Raw genomic sequence first — 15,959 nt, 5'->3', positions numbered from 1 at the left:
CGGTCCGTTCCTTCCGCCTGATACTCCACCCATGCCTGCCTCAGGATCTGCACCGGCTAAGTCGGGAGGATATCAGCCATGAAGGCTGCCGCCGGCAGGCTCGGCCGCGCAACCCATGTCAGGGAGTCTTGCTTGCCGATGAACAAATCTGTCCGCCCGCAAATTGCCGCCGCTCTGCCCTCTGTCTTAGCTTATCGAGCACGGCGCGACCGAAGTTTGTAAGTAGTCAACGATCTTAATCCCGCCAAACTAGGTCGCGATCAAGCAAGCAGTGCAGTGTTCTAAGTTCGAAGCATCGTATGGGTATGTGTCCATCCGATGCCTCGCACCGTAAAAACATCATTCGTTGCTGAATACTCAGTTGCTCTTGTCCCATTCAAATTCTGGCTATTGTAGTCACTAAGATCGTGGGCTCATCGCAGGTCACCACCCTAACAAAAATGGAGTCGCACGTAGCGGCTCCTTCAGTTTCCGTCGCACTGGGTTGAGGAGGTCAGTACTTCCGGATGATCGGCTCCGGCGCCATCGGCACCGGGTCGGCCCCGAACCGGTAGGTGAGGCCGGCATAGATCGAGAGCGGCTGCGCCAGCGTGGTCGTCCGCGGGTCGTTGATCGACAGGTTTCCGGCGACTGCGCCCGGCTCCACGAACGTGCCGAAGTTGGCGTAGCGATTGTTCGTCAGGTTGGTGATCAATCCGAAAATCTCGAGGTTTTTGGTGACCTGATACTTGGTCGTCAGGTTCATCACGTAGTAGGCCGGCAGCTTGCGGTTCAGGTTCGAGTCGTCGCCTCGAAAATACGACGATGAGAAAGCCGACACGTTCAGCCCGAAGCGCCAGTTCGGGGTGATGTTGTACTCGAAGCCCGCCTTAATCTGGTGATCCGGGACCAAGGGAACCTTGTCGCCCTTTTTGACGAAGATCGCACCGTCGTCGGAGAGTGGGTTGTTGGGCGAGGACAGCGTCTGGTTGAATTGGTAGGTCGCGTCGATCAGGGCGTAGTTGGCGTAGACGAGGAGATCGGGGTTGACCACGTATTCGGCGCTGACCTCGATGCCCTGCCGCCGGGTGGACGGCACGTTCGTGTAGTAGGCACGGGCCGCGTTGCCGGCCACCGCGATCTGGATGATGTCGTTGGTCAGGTCGGTGCGGAACACGCCGGCCTTGTAGGTCAGGTTGCCGCCCTGCATGAAGTTCGGGATCACACCGCGAAAGCCGACCTCATAGGTCTGGCCGGTGACCTGCTTGAGCGGCGGGTCGGACACCAGCGAGTTCGGCAGCAGGCACGGCTGGTTCGGGTTCGAGCAGGACAGCTCCAGCGGGGTCGGCGCACGGTTCGACTCCGAATAGCTGCCGTACAGGTTGAGTGCCGGGTCGAACTGGTAGGTCAGGCCCGCCTGCGGGTTGACCTTGAAGTACTCGTTGGTGCCCGTCACGTCCGGGGAGAAGCCAGTGAGGTCGCGCGTCTGGATGCGGGCGTAGTTGAGGCGGAAGCCAGCAGTGAGCGAAAGCCGGTCGGTCAGATCGAGCGTGTCGGTGGCGTAGAGGCCGAGATACAGTGTCGACCCATTGACCGAGCTGGGGGCGAGGCCAAGCGCGCCGGCCGTCCGGATCATCGGTGTGCCGACGCCCGGCACGTTGCCGTAGAACGGGTTGTTCGGAAGTACCGACACCATGAGGTTCGGGTCGATCAAGCCAAGCTGGCTCGACGACTTGAACGAGAAGTCGGACGCGTCGACGCTGCCGCCGACCACGAAGGTGTTGCCCAGGCCGAAGATGCGGTCGCGGTTGGCCGCCTGCAGCGAGCCGCCGTAGGCCTCGGACTCGGTGCGGGTGGTATCAATCGTGCCGTAGGGGACGCCCGACCGGAACGGGAAGCTCTGGTTCTGCGGACCCAGGATCAAGAACTGATTGGAGAAGGCGTTGCGGGCCGCGACCTGGCTGGTCGGGGGCGCCGAGGCGTTGAAGGGATCGTCCTCCAAGCAGAGCCGACCACGGAAGCTTGAGCGCGAGCTGCAGTTCTCGAAGTTGCCGTCGTTGCCGTCGACGTAGAACTCGCTGAAGCGCCGATAGTAGGCGTTGCCGGCAAGGTCCCAGGTCGGCGAGATGTCGACACGGCCGGTCAGCTGGAGCGAGCCGACCTGGGTCGTCTGCGTCTGCGGGTAGGTGAAGATCGCCCGCGGATCGACGTGGGTGAAATCGACCGGGGTCGCGGCGGCTGCGCCGTAGAAGCTGCGGGCGGCGAGTCCGATCAGGTGGAACTCGGAGTCCGGGGTGCGATAGCCGAGGTCGGCGTAGAGCCGGCCGATGGTGCTTGGGTTCTCGTAGCGCCAGCCGCGGTCATTGAGGCCGTCGCCGGTGAAGTAGAAGCTCCAGTTGTCGACGATCTTGCCGTACTGGAGATTTCCGGCCACGCGCCCATCGGAGCCTCCGAAGGCGGTGATCTCGGTCCCCTGCCAGGTGAAGCCGTTCTTCATCTGGACGTTGACCGCGCCGCCGATGGCGTTCAGGCCGAAGACCGGGTTGCCGGTTACCACGTCGATGCGCTGGACCGCCTGCGGGGGGATCAGGTCGAAGTTGACGACGTCGCCGAACGCCTCGTTGATACGGATGCCGTTCTGGTAGACGGCCAAGCCCTGCGGCACGCCCTGCACCGGCGAGGCGGTGAACCCGCGGTAGTTGAGGTCGACCCGGTTCGAATTGCCCTGTGAGTCGGACAGGTTCACGCCCGGCGTTTGACGAGCGAATGTCGAGAGGATGTTGTCGGTGCCGCGATCGACGTCGATCTGGCGCGCCGTGACGGTCTCGACCGTGCTGGGGATCTTGTTGAGCGGTTGCTCGGAGCCACGCAGCCGCACGGTGCCGGGCGCGACCGGGAGGGTCGGAATTGCCTGACTCAGTGTATTAAGGTTCTGAGCCGCGCTGGAATTGCCACCGCCCGCACCGACCGGCGAGGTCGAGACGACGCTGATTTCGTCGAGCGTCACTGCTTGCTGAGCATGCGCGATGCCGGGCAGCAGTGCCACGGACGCGATCAGGCTACCACGAAGGGCCCGCATGTCTTCCCCCAACCGAAGTTCCCAAGGCACGCGCCGCTTCACGTCGGCTGCGCAGGGTCACTCATGCGTGATTGGAGCTTAACCACAACATGTGCGCGTCTGTTATTCCTCCTTCTCAGCGCGCGCCGCGCATGATTGATGGGCAACGTGGCGCCGATAACACAAAAACGCATTCTTATCAGGCACTTACGGGATCATGTGGCAGGTCTCGCCGGGAGGATTTGGCAACGCCGGACGCCACAATGCGGATACGGTTTCGGTCTTAGCTCAGCTCCTCCTCAGCGGTGGTTATGAACTTTGCCATGACTGCTCAGCCTCGCTTCTTTCAGATCGCGGCCCGTACCGGACTGCCGAGGATCATGATGGGGAAAGGCACTGTTCTCGCGACAGGGACCAAGCCCACCAGGGTCTCGTATGAACTGCTACTGGGTGGATCGCCCGACCGCGTCATCGCTCATGGCACGCTGCACGCCCGCTCCTCGGCACTAGAGCGGATGTGGCTCAAGCCGGATGTGACGCTGCGGTTAGCAAATGGCCACCGCATCGGCATATCCATCACCGAACTGAAGAGCGTCAAAGCCTTGTTTCGGGCAGTCGACACGGTTTGATCGGGCAATAGTGGTCGACCAAATCAACCGGCTAGCGCCTTGACTCGTTCAAAAGCTTCAGAAAAGCCGACCAGCGGCACCGTGATGGCAGCCGGCTCTCCAGCTCCGACCGACCCCGATGCTTTCTGACCGATGACGGTGAGAGTCTTTGCAGTGCGCATGGCGTCCGTCGCGACCGCTGGGAAGCCGATCGGCACGAGGCAACTCTCGCCAGTGCAGCTGGAGTACGGGGCCCCTTTGCCAAGTACCTGATCGTCGAGCTTGACGGTGATGCCAGGCTCGATCGCCAGCCCGAACGGCATCAGGACGATGTCTTTGGAGGTTATGTTTCGGCATCGCCGTTCCATTCAGCAGGCCTCATCTGAACAGACCAACAGCTGCTTATGCCTAGATTAAGATGGTCTCAATCTGCTCTGGCGGGAGTGTCCGCCACCAAGCGTCCGAGGCGCACATCGCATCGTAGGCGAGACGCAAGACATATTCGGGCTGGCGATGAGCTGGAGCGACTGCGTTCCGCTCCTCGTTCCGTACGTATAGAACGTCCCATGGCACGTTGAAGAGTTTCCACTCGATCGTAATCCCGTAGCGAGACATGATCTTAAGCTCGCGAGCGAACACCGCCTTGATTAGGTGCGTGTCCGCCAACACCTCGTTGTAGCTGGCCGCGAGTGCCGCCTCCAAGGCAGCCTCTTTCACGCTGTGCAGAACCCGCCGCGCGCCCTCGTCGAGTGAGCCCTTTCGGACTTGCCAGTAAACCTGCCGATCTGGCGGCCAGATCGCCTGTTGAAGATCGTCGAGAGTGAGATGCACCCAGCCATCGAGCGGATCGAAGCGGCGAGCATAGGTCGTCTTATCCGAACCCGGACAACCGATCAGGCCGACGACCCGTTGGTAGAGCCGATGCGTGGCGCCGCTCTCTGTCGCTCCGTCGCTCAAGCGTGACCCCGATCCTCGTCATCGTCCTCCGCTTCGGCCTCGTCCTCTACGAAGGTCTCTCCGCGCAGGTAGCGCGATTGCACCGCTGCCACACGCCGTGCAGCCTGGACGAAGCGGCTGCGCAACTGACCACCGCAGGGATCATCGAAACCAGCCTCTGCTGCATGTTTGACCGCTAAGGGTCTTCGGTCGATCACATCGGCTTGAGAACGGCGCGGTTTCTTGTTGGCCCGATAACGTCCCGGCCATCGGTTCTCGTCCTCGACCGGTCCCTCGTCAGCTTGGGTAAATGTTCGAAAACACACAGGCGACACTTTGAGGTATATGGGTCGAACAAGAAGGTCGAACCTGCGCTTGATCCGCGCTGTATGAGTTCGGGAGTTTGGCCCGGCCCCGAAGCGGTCCTGATCACGGGTGCGTTCCTGGTCGGGTATCTGAAACGTTTCGGGACGCTCGGGGCCGGTGTCGGGTCGCAGGTCTACATCGGGCAACTGCTGGCCTACGGCGCGTCCCTGCACCTCGCCGACTCCTGGACGGCTGTGCTCGCCGTCGTGGTCGCGGCGGTCGCCGCCATCGTGCCGCGGGTGCTCAGCGGACCTGCCGAGCGGCCGGTATCGCCGCCTGTAGGCGGTCCGCTCGAACCCGTAAGTCCTGCTCAGCGGTCCCGTGAGCTGCGCATGGGACTCCAGGCGGCACTCGCGGCCATGATCATCGTGCTGCTGAGCGACGCGTTCCGCCTCGAAGAGTCGGCCTGGGCCATCACGGCGTGCACGTACGTCATCGGCGCCTCGACCGCCGACACGCTCGACCGGGTCCGACGCCGGATCCTGGGCACGCTTGTCGGTGTCCCGCTGGGATTGGCGCTCCTGCCGGTCGCAGCACATGCACCACTCATCCTCTGGCTAGCGGCGGCGCTCGCGATGGTTGTCTACGCCATGGCGCTCCCCGAGCGGTACGACGTCGCCTGTGGGGCCTACGCGTTCACGCTGATGGTGACGCTGGCTGCCACCGGGGAGCACTCGACGCTGCTTCTCGCCGCCCGTGCCTGGGAGACACTCATCGGCGGCGCGATCGGGCTGACGGCTGCGGTGCTCGTCCTGCCGCTGCGTCCGCAAGGCGACAAAAGCACCTAGGATCAGAACGTGCTCGGCGTGATGCGCAGCGCCGATCGCGATCCGGCTTGAGGAGGTAGCAATGGCGGATGTTCTGGTGGTGGGAGCCGGACCGGTCGGGCTGACGCTTGCCTGCGAGTTGGCTCGGCACGGCGTGCGCCCCCGGATCATCGACCGCGCGCCTCAGCCTTCGACCTACTGTCGCGCCATCGGCGTCACGCCGCGGACGCTGGAAGTCTGGGACGACATGGGAGTCGCGCGTGAGATGATCGACGCCGGCCTTTGGCTGACGGGCCTGCGATCCATCATCGACGGCTGCACGATGCCAGACGCCATCCATCCCGACATGGGGCTGCCTTACGCTACGCTCGGCCTGCCGCAATACGAGACCGAGCGCATCCTCACCCGGCACCTCAACCGCTTCGGTATCGGGATCGAGCGGGCCTCTACCTTGGCCGCCATGAGCCAGGACGCCGAGGGTGTCACCGCGAGCATCGAGCGCGAGGGTTGCCCCACTGAGGAGCTCCGCCTGCGCTACGTGGTCGGCTGCGACGGGGCGCACAGTGCGGTCCGGCGGTTGCTCGGGATCGACTTCGCGGGTGCGGCCTATCCCTGGCCGTTCATGCTCGGTGACGTCCGGATCGACTGGCACGTACCCTATGGCATGTCGCTGCGCGCCCTGCGGATGGTGGAAGGCGGGCCGCCCGACATGTTCATCGCCATTCCGCTGCCGGAGCCAGGCCGCTACCGCGTCTCGATGCTCGCCGCGCCTCATCTCGTTCCGGCCGGCGGAACGGATCATGGTATCCAGTCCGAGCTTCAGGGGCCCTCTCTCGCCGACCTGCAGGCGGTGGCCAACGGCCTCCTTCCGGACGAGGCGCCAATGTCGGATTTGCGCTGGTCGTCGGTGTACCGGATCAGCATGCGCTTGGCAGCCGCCTACCGCCGGGGTCGGTGCTTCATCGCGGGCGACGCCGCCCACATCCACCCGCCGACCGGCGGCCAGGGCATGAACACCGGCATCCAGGACGCCTACAACCTGGCCTGGAAGCTGGCCCTCTCGCTGCGGGACGCCAGCCCCGAGAGCCTCCTCGACAGCTACGAGGCGGAGCGTCGCCCGGTCGGGGCGGATGTGGTCGCGCGCACCCGCAAAGCCAGCGAGGCCTACGGCCACGAGCGAGGCGGTGCACCCGACCGCGCCGCGGACGCACAGATCTCGGTCAACTACCGGGGGACGGGCTGGGTTGAGGATGCGGCGGGTGAGCCGGACGGCATCGGACCAGCGGCCGGCGACCGCGCACCGGACGCGAACGGCCTCGTGCGGCAGGGACTCGGTTTTCCGCTGCGCCTCTTCGACGTCTTCCGCGGCCCGGAGCACGTCCTGTTGATCCATCTGAACCGAGCTTGCGAGCACGGGATCGTGCAGGACCTCTCGGGTTGGATGCGTAGCTGGTCCGGCCTTCTGAGCGGCTACCTGCGCGTCGTGGTGGTCGCGAGCGACACATCCGACCATGCGATTCCGAGAGCCGAACTTCTCGAAGATCGCCTGGGGACGTTCGCCGCGGCGTATGGGGGTCAGGCGATGAGCTACCTCGTACGGCCCGACGGACATATCGGCTGGCGTGGCCCCTCATGGCAGGATGCCGGCTTCCGGGACCACCTCCGGAAGTTGTTCTAGGTCGCCTGAGTCGAATTCCCGCGGCAGGCCGAAGGGTCAGCTTGAACAAGGCCCGGGCGCGCGAAGCCTGGCGTGCACCCGACATGTAGCGACAGAGCGGCGAGCGAGCGGTCACCTGATGGACATCCTCATTGTCGGCGCCGGACCGGTAGGCCTGACCATGGCAGCCGAGTTGGCGCGCTACGGCGTCGGTGTGCGCCTGATCGACCGCGCCCCGCACGCCACCGAGACCTCGAAGGCTCTTGTGGTCTGGTCGCGAACGCTCGAACTCATGGACCGCATGGGCTGTACCCAGGCCTTCCTGGATGCCGGGCTGCGTGCTCCGGGCGCTTCGATCCGCAGCGGTGGGCGGGTGCTCGGCAACCCACGCTTCGACGACATCGCGAGCGCCTACAACCTCGCCCTGATGATCCCGCAACGGGATACCGAGCGGCTCCTCACCGCGCACCTGGGGTCCTTCGGCGTCGCGGTCGAGCGGCAGGTAGAGCTGGTCGGCTTCACCGAGGCGGCGGACGGCGTCGTGGCGCGCCTGCGGCATGCCGACGGGCGCGAGGAGACGGTGCGAACGCCGTGGCTGATCGGCTGCGACGGCGCTCACAGCACGGTGCGGCACGGGCTCGGCGTCGCGTTCGAGGGCTCGGCCCAGGGCGACGATTGGCTGCTCGCCGACGTGCGCCTCGACGGTCCCGCGGCCCCGCCGCCCGACGAGATCGCGACCTACTTGCACCGCGACGGCCCCTTTGTGATCTTCCCGATCCCGGGCGGGCGCGCCCGCGTCATCGCCACCGTGGGCAAGACGGATGCAGCGCATCCGCGGCCCGATCCGACCCTCGACGACGTGCAAGCCTTCGTCGATCAGCGCGCCGGCGGCGGCTTCCGCGTGTCGGATCCGGTCTGGCTGACGAACTTCCGCATCAACGAGCGCAAGGTGACGGAGTACCGGCGCGGGCGTGTCTTCCTCGCTGGCGACGCGGCGCACATCCACAGCCCCGCCGGCGGCCAAGGCATGAACACCGGCATGCAGGACGCGGTGAACCTCGCCTGGAAGTTGGCGATGGTCGAGCGCGGCCAAGCCGCCGAGGTCCTGCTCGACAGCTACAGCCCCGAGCGTAGCGCGGTCGGCGACCTGGTGCTGCGCAACGCCGGCCGGCTGACCGACATGGCGACGCTGTCCAACCCGGCGGCGCAGGCTGCGCGTAACCTCGCGCTGCGCTTCCTGCTCGGCCTCCACGCCATCCGCGACAGGATGGCGACACAGATGAGCGAGATCGAGATCGCGTATGCGGGCAGTCCCCTGTCGGCCGGGCCCGGGTCCGGCGCGCGCTGGGAGCCGGGGGCCTACGCGGGACCGCCTCCAGGCACAGGAGGCGAACCGCGCTTCCTGCTCTACGGAACCGACGCAGCGCGTGGTGCCGCGCTTACAGGGCGCTTCCCCAGCCTCTTGGAACCAACATCGCGCTCGACGCCGGATCGGTCGGGCCTATTCATCATTCGGCCCGACGGCTACATCGGCCTTTCGGCGCGACAGGCCGCCTGGGACGTTGCGGAACGGTACCTCCAGGGGCTCGCGAAAGCTTAAGCGCGGTGTCGGCGCAAGCCTCGCCACGCAAATGGACCGGCTGGTCAGCCGCCAAGCTTTATGTCTGCTCTTGAGAAGTGATCGAAGCGTTTCGAATGGCCGAGATGGGCGCAAAGCCGAACGGCCGGTTTTGCACGAGTTGGCAATCCGGAACGGCGAGAGCTGGCCGGAAGCGGCACGTCCGGTTCGGAGAGGGCCAGCCGGAAAAGCAGATGGGGCGGATGGTCACGAAGACACGTCATGCGGTTCGGGATGATAAAGTCTTCTCGATATCCTCCTGCCGTGCCGCGAGCCTGCAGCGCATGGCGCAGACCTCATCCGATCAAAGAGCGTGCGGTTAAGGACCGGCTCCTCTGGCGCTCCGCCGTCTGCTCCTGGAGCGTACGCAGGTGTCCCGCGAACTTTCTTGAGGCCCGAGAGATGTGAGCGCGCCCGAGACGCTCGGCCTCCTGGCCATTGCCCGCGACGATGGCGTCGAGGATAGCGCCGTGCTCGTTCCAGATGTCGTTTGAGATATGGCGCTCAACGCGCAGCACCGCGCCCATAATCCGACGCATGAAGTGCCAGTGTGGGCGCGCCGCCTCCTCCGCTGAGCGGTTGCCCGAGATCTCGTAGATGAACTGATGGAAGGCGATGTCCGCCGCGATCTGCCGCGAAACTGAGCCGCTAGCGATCGCATCGCGTCCCTGGGCGACGAGCGCTGGTCCCTCGGCGCGGGCGCGTTGCCCTGCCCGCTCGGCCGCGAGGCGGCAGGACAGCCCGTCGAGCACTTCGCGGGTCTCGTAGACGTCGCGTAACACGTCGGTATCCAGTGGGGTGACGATGACTCCGCGCTTGGGCGCGTCCGCCACGAAGCCGCGCTCGCGCAGCAGCATCAGGGCCTGCTGCACGGGCTGACGCGAGACTTGGTAGGCCGCCGCCAGCTCGTCCTGGATCAGCCGCGCGTTCGGCGCGAGGATTCCCTCGCAGATTTCAGAGAGGATCCGCTCGTAGACCTGCTCAACCAAACTCGGTGCCGGCGTGGCGCCCGTCATGGTGCCCTTCCCGCGTTGCCCTACCGGCACGCCCTCCGATGTCCTTGCAGCATTCCGGCACTTGTGCAAATTCAAAGTTCGCATACAATGTCTGAATTCAGAACTCGCTCCGCGATTCGTGGGTGATGGTCGCCCGACCGTCGACCACGCCATCGATCTCAGCGTCGGCCGGATCGCCGTCCGCACGCGATCCGGTTCAAGTCTCGAGAAGTGTTCGACGTCGGACGCCTGCGGCGATTGCTGCTGTCGTTCAATGCGCTCAGATTCCGATCGATAAGCTGGCGCGGCCTCGTCCGTGACACAGCAGACATGGGAGAAACGCCGTGACTGTGCCGCTCGCGACCCTTGTCCCTGCGACCTCCGACGATGGGTCCGCCGCCGCGGGCACGGAACGCAGCGGCTCCACCCTCGGGCGCCGCGCCTTCCTGGGCCTCGCGGGCGCGGCGGTCGGCGCCGGCGCCGTATTCCAACCGACAGTCCTGCGGGCGCAGGCCGCGCCGCTCAAGCTGAAATTCGGCAACGACGTGCCACTCACCCACTCCCTCAACGTCCGCCTGGCCGAGGCCGTCAGCGCGATCGAGAAGGAGTCGGGCGGACGCCTGGCGATCTCGGTGTTTCCGAACAATCAACTCGGCAGCGATACGGACATGATCTCGCAGCTGCGCTCAGGGGCCCTCGAACTCGCGACGATGCCCACGACCCTGCTGTCGACGCTGGTGCCGGCAGCCGCATTGCCGGCCATCGGGTTCATCTTTCCGAGCTACGACAAGGTCTGGCCAGCGATGGATGGCGAGGTCGGCGCTTATATGCGCCGCGCCATCGAAAAGGCGAACCTGCAACCGTTCGAGGCGATGTGGGACAACGGCTTCCGCCAGATCACCACGAGCACCAAGCCGATTCGGTCCCCCGAGGACCTCAGGGGCTTCAAGATCCGCGTGCCGGTCGTCCCGCTGTGGGTGTCGCTGTTCTCGGCACTGGGCGCAGCGCCGACCAGCATCCCTCTGAGCGAGGCCTACGCCGCTCTTCAGACCAAGATCACCGATGGCCAGGAGAACCCGCTGGCGATCATCAACGCCACGAAGTTCTGGGAGGTGCAGAAGTACTGCTCGCTGACCAACCACGCCTGGGACGGGTTCTGGCTCCTCTGCAGCGGCCGGGTATGGAAGACGATCCCCGCCGACCTGCAGGCGGTGATGGCCAAGCACTTCAACGCCGCCGCCCTGAAGCAGCGCGCCGACAACCTCCGGGACAGCGAGGCTCTGAAGAAGGAGCTGGAGGGTAAGGGCCTGGTGTTCAACACCACCGATCCGGTGCCTTTCCAGCAGGCACTCGCCAAGACCGACTTCTACAAGTCATGGAAGGGTAAGTTTGGGCCGGAAGCGTGGGCCCTGTTGGAGAAATACGCCGGCGCCATCGGCTGAAGCGCCCCGCTCGGGATGACGATCCGGGAGGAAACCCGATGAAGGATCTGCTGACATTCGGGCAAATGCTGTCCGTCCACTCGCGGCTCACGCCCGAGCGCCTCGGCGCGCGCGACCTCGAGCGGTCCATGACGTTCCGGCTGTGGAACGCCCGGGCCTGCCGGCTCGCCAACGCGCTGCTCGGGCTTGGCCTCGAGAAGGGCGACCGCGTGGCGGTCCTCGCCTACAACTGTGTCGAGTGGGCCGAGATCTACGCCGCGACCGCCAAGGCTGGGCTCGTCGCGGTCCCGATCAACTTCCGCCTCGTCGGCCCGGAGATCCGCTTCATCGTCACCAACGCCGAGGCCGCGGCGCTGATCGTGCAGGACGAGCTCGCCGGGGTCGTCGAGGAGGTGCGGGCCGACCTCGGCCTCGCCGAGGGCCACGTCATCCATTTCGGGGCCACCCCCTGCCCGAAGGGCTACCGGGATTACGAGGCGTTCCTCGCCGCGGCCAGCGCGGCCGAGCCGGACGTCGCCGTCGCCGCGGCCGACCCGTGGATGCTGATGTACACCTCTGGCACAACCGGCAATCCGAAGGGGGCGATCCGCAGCCATCGCGGCGCCAGCCTTATGGCCCTGTGCACCGAGATCGAGTTAAGCATCCACCGCGACGACGGCGCGCTTCTCGTCATGCCGATGTGCCACGCCAACTCGCTCTACTTCTTTGGAGCCTTCAGCTATTGCGGCGGAGCGACGACGATCTACTCGCGGAAGAGCTTCGATCCGGAACACTGCCTGCGCACGCTCTCCGAAGGCGGGGCGACCTTCACCTCGCTGGTGCCGACCCACTACATCATGATGCTCGGCCTCTCGGCGCAGGAGAGCGCCCGTTACGACCTCGACCGGGTGACCAAGCTGATGATCTCCTCGGCCCCTGCCCGCCAGGAAACCAAGCGGGCGGTAATGGGCCTGTTCCACAACTCGGGCCTGTACGAGCTCTACGGCGCGACCGAGACCGGCTGGGTGACGATGCTCCATCCGCGCGACCAGTTCACCAAGCTCGGCTCGGTCGGACGCGAATGCGTCGGCTCGGCCCCGATCCGGATCCTCGACGAGGACGGCAACGAGGTGCCTGACGGCGAGGCGGGCGAACTCTACTCCTGCAATCCCTACACGTTCGACGGATACTGGAAGCTACCGGAGAAGACCGCAGCCGCGTTCCGGGGGGCGTACTGCACGGTCGGCGACATGGCCCGACGCGACGCTGACGGGTTCATCCAGCTCGTCGACCGGAAGAGCAACATGATCATCTCGGGTGGCGAGAACGTGTATCCGTCCGAGGTCGAGGCGGCGGTCGGTGGCCATCCCCTGGTGCAGGACGTGGCGGTCGTCGGGCTACCGGACGTCAAGTGGGGCGAGCGCGTCCACGCCGTCGTCGTTCTGCATCCCGGCACGGCGATGACGGAGGCTGACCTCAGCGCCTGGAGCCGCGATCGATTGGCCGGCTACAAGCGCCCGCGCAGTTACTCCTTCGTGGCCGCCGAAGCGCTGCCGCGCAACGCCACGGGAAAGGTGCTGTACCGCGTGCTCAAGGAGCAGCTCGCCGCCCGGGCGGGCGGGCCGGCTTGAGGCGCGTCCGCGATGTCCTCGACCGCTCCCGGACGGTGCGATGCAGGCGGTCCTGAACGCGGCCCTGCCAATCTTCGCGCTGATCCTGGTCGGATTCCTGTGCGGGCGCTTCGGCGTGTTCACGCGCGAGGCGACAGACACCATCAACCGCTTCGCGATCTACCTCGCTCTGCCGGCGCTGATCTTCACCACGATGGCGCGGATCACGCCGGCCGAGGTCGGCCAAGTGGGCTTCGCGGCGGCGTTCGCCGCGGGCATCGCCCTCACCTTCGCGCTCGCCTTCTGGCTTGGGCGGCGGCGCGGCGGCTCGATCGCGGATGCGAGCGTCGAGGGGCTGGATGCCGGCTACAGCAACGTCGGCTTCATGGGCATCCCGCTTTGCCTGCTCGTGTTCGGGCAGGACGGGCTCCCGGCGGCGGTGATCGCAACGCTGTTCACGGCCTGCGTTCTGTTCCTTACGGCGATCGTGCTCGTCGAGTTCGACCTGCGCCGGGATATCGACCGGCGCAGCACGGTCCACCGGCTGCTGCTCTCGCTCGCGCGCAACCCGCTGTTCCTCTCGCCGATCGCCGGCCTCGCCTTCGGGCTCACCGGCCTACCGATGCCGCTGCCCCTCGACACTGCGGCCAAGCTGCTCGGCGGGGCAGCTTCGCCCTGCGCGCTCGTCTGTATCGGCCTGTTCCTCGCCCAGGAGAGCGGGGTGGCCGGCGACTGGCCGCTGATCATGCGCCTCGTCGTGCTCAAGCTGCTGTTCCAGCCGGCGGTCACCGCGTTCCTCACCTTCGCGGTTTTCGACGTGCCGCCGCTCTGGGCTCGGGCGGCGGTGCTGCTCGCGGCCCTGCCGATAGGCTCCGGGCCGTTCACTATCGCCAAGCTCTACGGGCTGCAGGTGGGGGTCACCTCCGGGGCGATCCTGGTCTCGCACGTGGTTTCCGTTGCCACCGTCTCGGCCCTCGTCGCGTGGCTCAGCTAAGCCCGCGCCCTCGCGCATAAGGACCGTCCAATGCAGATTCCGAACGACAGCGTCGCCGCCCTGGTCGCCAAGTCTCTGAAGGCGCGCGGCGTGGAGCGGGTCTTCACCCTGTGCGGCGGCCACATCATGCCGATCTTCATGCGGCTCGACGCCGAGGGGATCCAGATTGTCGACGTGCGCGACGAGCGTGCCGCGGTTCACATGGCCCAGGCCCATGCCGAAGTCACGGGCGGTCTCGGCGTCGCCCTCGTGACGGCCGGTCCCGGCATGACCAACGCGATCACCGGCATCGCCAACGCCCACGTCTCCCGCGCGCCCGTGCTGGTGATCTCGGGCACGAGTCCCCGGGCGCAGGAGAACCGCGGCGGCCTGCAGGACATCGATCACACCGCGATAGTCCGCTCGATCACCCGCTACGCCCGCACGATCCGCGAGCCAACGCTGGCTCTCACTGAGCTCGACGAGGCGGTCTCCCGCGCGCTCGGAGAGGGAGGCGAGCCCGGCCCCGCCTACATCGACTTCCCGACCGACACGATGCGCCAGCCCGTGCCCGCGGCGCTGCAACTGCCGGAGCACCTCGCGCCCCGCCCACGTTCCCGGTCCCGGCCCGATCCGGACCGGATCGCCGAGGCGGTCGACCTGTTGTGGTCTGCCAAGCGCGTCCTGGTCATCTCGGGTCGCGGCGCCCGCGGCGCCGGGCCGGAGCTGACCGCGCTCCTCGATCGGCTGGGCGCTGTCTACCTCGACACCGGCGAGAGCCGCGGCCTCGTGCCCGACAGTCACCCCTCGGTGATCGCCGCCATGCGCGGAGCGGTGATGGGCGATGCCGATGTGGTTCTAACCATCGGCCGGCGGCTTGATTTTCAGCTCGCCTACGGCTCGCCGGCGGTGTTCGGGAACGCCCAGTTCGTGCGCATCGCCGATATCCCACAGGAACTGCGCGACAACCGCCGCGGTGCGGTGGAAATCCTCTCGGCGGCGGCCCCGGCCCTCCGGGCCCTGGTCGAGACCGCAGGGAATCGCCTTTCCTCCGTCGATCGAGACTGGGCGAGCAAGCTCCGCGCGAACCACGAAGGGCGCGCGAAAAAGCTCCGCAAGACAATGGCGGAGGCGCCCAACGGCAGCGATGGCCGCCTTCACCCGAACCGCGTAATCTCCGCCCTCCAGGCAGCGATCGGCGACGATGCCATCGTGATCACCGACGGGGGCGATTTCCTGAGCTTTGCCCGCGTCGGCCTGTCGGCGCCGACCATGCTCGATCCGGGGCCATTCGGCTGCATCGGCGTCGGGGTGCCCTATGGGATCGCCGCGAGCCTCGCGCGGCCGGACAAGACCGTACTGGTCGCGACCGGCGACGGCGCCTTCGGCTTCAACGCCATCGAACTCGACACGGCAGCGCGCCATAAGGCGCCGGTGCTGATCGTCGTGGCCAACAACGGCGCGTGGCAGATCGAGGTGCATGATCAGACCGTCACGCACGGCAAGGTCATCGGAACCCGGCTTCAGTTCAGCGATCACGCCGCGATGGCCCGCGCCTTCGGCATGCATGGGGAGCGCGTGGAAACCGCAGAGCAGCTCGGACCAGCCATCGCGCGCGCGCTCGCCAATCGACCGGCGCTTCTCGACATTGTCGTGACCCCCGAAGCCGTCTCTTCCGATGCCAAGACCGGCCTCGCCTGGGTCCCCGACCTTCAGCCGCTGGCCGCCTGGGACGAGGCGGAGCGGAAATGGCGTGCGGCGGGTACGACCGAGACACCGTAGATCGACAACGCGACGAACCGGGCGGCAGTCCCCGCATCTCCGCCTGATGGGAGGGCGCCATGCAGATCGATATTGCGGCCGTCGAGACGACGGCGGGGGTTGCGCTGACGGGTCCGCCCCTGCGGGCGCGGAGCTGGCTGCGCCGGCTGGACGACGGGCTCGGCTACCTGGTGGAGATCCCGGCGGCGG

The 15,959-nt window shown here is 66.4% G+C and carries 13 protein-coding genes; 9 read left to right on the top strand and 4 right to left on the bottom strand.

Going from position 1 to position 15,959, the window contains the following annotated elements; all coding sequences use genetic code 11:
• Positions 1–493: 493 nt before the first annotated feature.
• Positions 494–3,058 (bottom strand): TonB-dependent receptor, encoded by a 2,565-nt coding sequence (locus tag MKL01_RS06240; protein ID WP_243904353.1) that lies wholly within the window; start codon positions 3,056–3,058, stop codon positions 494–496.
• A gap of 290 nt (positions 3,059–3,348) precedes the next feature.
• Here MKL01_RS06240 and MKL01_RS06235 point away from each other — a divergent pair, with 290 nt between their 5' ends.
• On the top strand, positions 3,349–3,666 hold the full coding sequence (locus tag MKL01_RS06235; RefSeq protein ID WP_243904352.1) for a hypothetical protein: 318 nt from the start codon (positions 3,349–3,351) through the stop codon (positions 3,664–3,666).
• A gap of 23 nt (positions 3,667–3,689) precedes the next feature.
• Here MKL01_RS06235 and MKL01_RS06230 read toward each other — a convergent pair whose 3' ends face one another.
• Both MKL01_RS06230 and MKL01_RS06225 read right to left on the bottom strand, forming a co-directional pair.
• Positions 3,690–3,968 carry an invasion associated locus B family protein gene (locus MKL01_RS06230; protein ID WP_243904351.1) on the bottom strand — a complete coding sequence of 93 codons (279 nt, stop codon included), beginning with the start codon at positions 3,966–3,968 and terminating at the stop codon, positions 3,690–3,692.
• An 85-nt stretch (positions 3,969–4,053) separates the two neighbouring features.
• A complete protein-coding gene (locus MKL01_RS06225) occupies positions 4,054–4,602 on the bottom strand; it encodes an AAA family ATPase (protein WP_243904350.1) in 549 nt (182 codons plus the stop codon).
• Between the two features lie 2 nt (positions 4,603–4,604).
• Between MKL01_RS06225 and MKL01_RS06220 the strand changes: the two genes are divergently transcribed.
• The 4 genes from MKL01_RS06220 (at position 4,605) to MKL01_RS06205 (ending at position 8,971) form a co-directional block, all read left to right on the top strand.
• Positions 4,605–4,781, top strand: a complete 177-nt coding sequence (locus MKL01_RS06220) for a hypothetical protein (protein ID WP_243904349.1) — start codon at positions 4,605–4,607, stop codon at positions 4,779–4,781.
• Positions 4,782–4,970: 189 nt separating this feature from the next.
• The gene (locus MKL01_RS06215) at positions 4,971–5,735 is read left to right on the top strand and encodes an FUSC family protein (protein WP_243904348.1); all 765 of its coding nucleotides are present in this window, start codon (positions 4,971–4,973) and stop codon (positions 5,733–5,735) included.
• A gap of 61 nt (positions 5,736–5,796) precedes the next feature.
• Positions 5,797–7,392 (top strand): FAD-dependent monooxygenase, encoded by a 1,596-nt coding sequence (locus tag MKL01_RS06210; RefSeq protein WP_243904347.1) that lies wholly within the window; start codon positions 5,797–5,799, stop codon positions 7,390–7,392.
• Between the two features lie 115 nt (positions 7,393–7,507).
• The gene (locus tag MKL01_RS06205) at positions 7,508–8,971 is read left to right on the top strand and encodes an FAD-dependent monooxygenase (protein WP_243904364.1); all 1,464 of its coding nucleotides are present in this window, start codon (positions 7,508–7,510) and stop codon (positions 8,969–8,971) included.
• 314 nt (positions 8,972–9,285) lie between these two features.
• Here MKL01_RS06205 and MKL01_RS06200 read toward each other — a convergent pair whose 3' ends face one another.
• Complete coding sequence (locus MKL01_RS06200; protein ID WP_243904346.1) at positions 9,286–10,005, bottom strand: GntR family transcriptional regulator; 720 nt, start codon at positions 10,003–10,005, stop codon at positions 9,286–9,288.
• A gap of 425 nt (positions 10,006–10,430) precedes the next feature.
• Between MKL01_RS06200 and MKL01_RS06195 the strand changes: the two genes are divergently transcribed.
• The 4 genes from MKL01_RS06195 to MKL01_RS06180 are packed head-to-tail and all read left to right on the top strand — an operon-like array spanning position 10,431 to position 15,770.
• Positions 10,431–11,426, top strand: coding sequence for a TRAP transporter substrate-binding protein (locus tag MKL01_RS06195; RefSeq protein ID WP_243904363.1), 996 nt, complete (start codon positions 10,431–10,433; stop codon positions 11,424–11,426).
• Positions 11,427–11,464: 38 nt separating this feature from the next.
• Complete coding sequence (locus tag MKL01_RS06190; protein ID WP_243904345.1) at positions 11,465–13,036, top strand: class I adenylate-forming enzyme family protein; 1,572 nt, start codon at positions 11,465–11,467, stop codon at positions 13,034–13,036.
• Positions 13,037–13,076: 40 nt separating this feature from the next.
• The gene (locus MKL01_RS06185; RefSeq protein ID WP_243904344.1) at positions 13,077–14,009 is read left to right on the top strand and encodes an AEC family transporter; all 933 of its coding nucleotides are present in this window, start codon (positions 13,077–13,079) and stop codon (positions 14,007–14,009) included.
• A gap of 30 nt (positions 14,010–14,039) precedes the next feature.
• A complete protein-coding gene (locus tag MKL01_RS06180; RefSeq protein ID WP_243904343.1) occupies positions 14,040–15,770 on the top strand; it encodes a thiamine pyrophosphate-binding protein in 1,731 nt (576 codons plus the stop codon).
• Positions 15,771–15,959 lie beyond the last annotated feature (189 nt).

Source organism: Methylobacterium sp. J-070 (assembly GCF_022829385.1).
In the GTDB taxonomy this organism is placed as follows: domain Bacteria; phylum Pseudomonadota; class Alphaproteobacteria; order Rhizobiales; family Beijerinckiaceae; genus Methylobacterium.
Note: the sequence above shows the minus strand (reverse complement) of the source record. Positions and strands in the feature narration are given on the sequence as shown.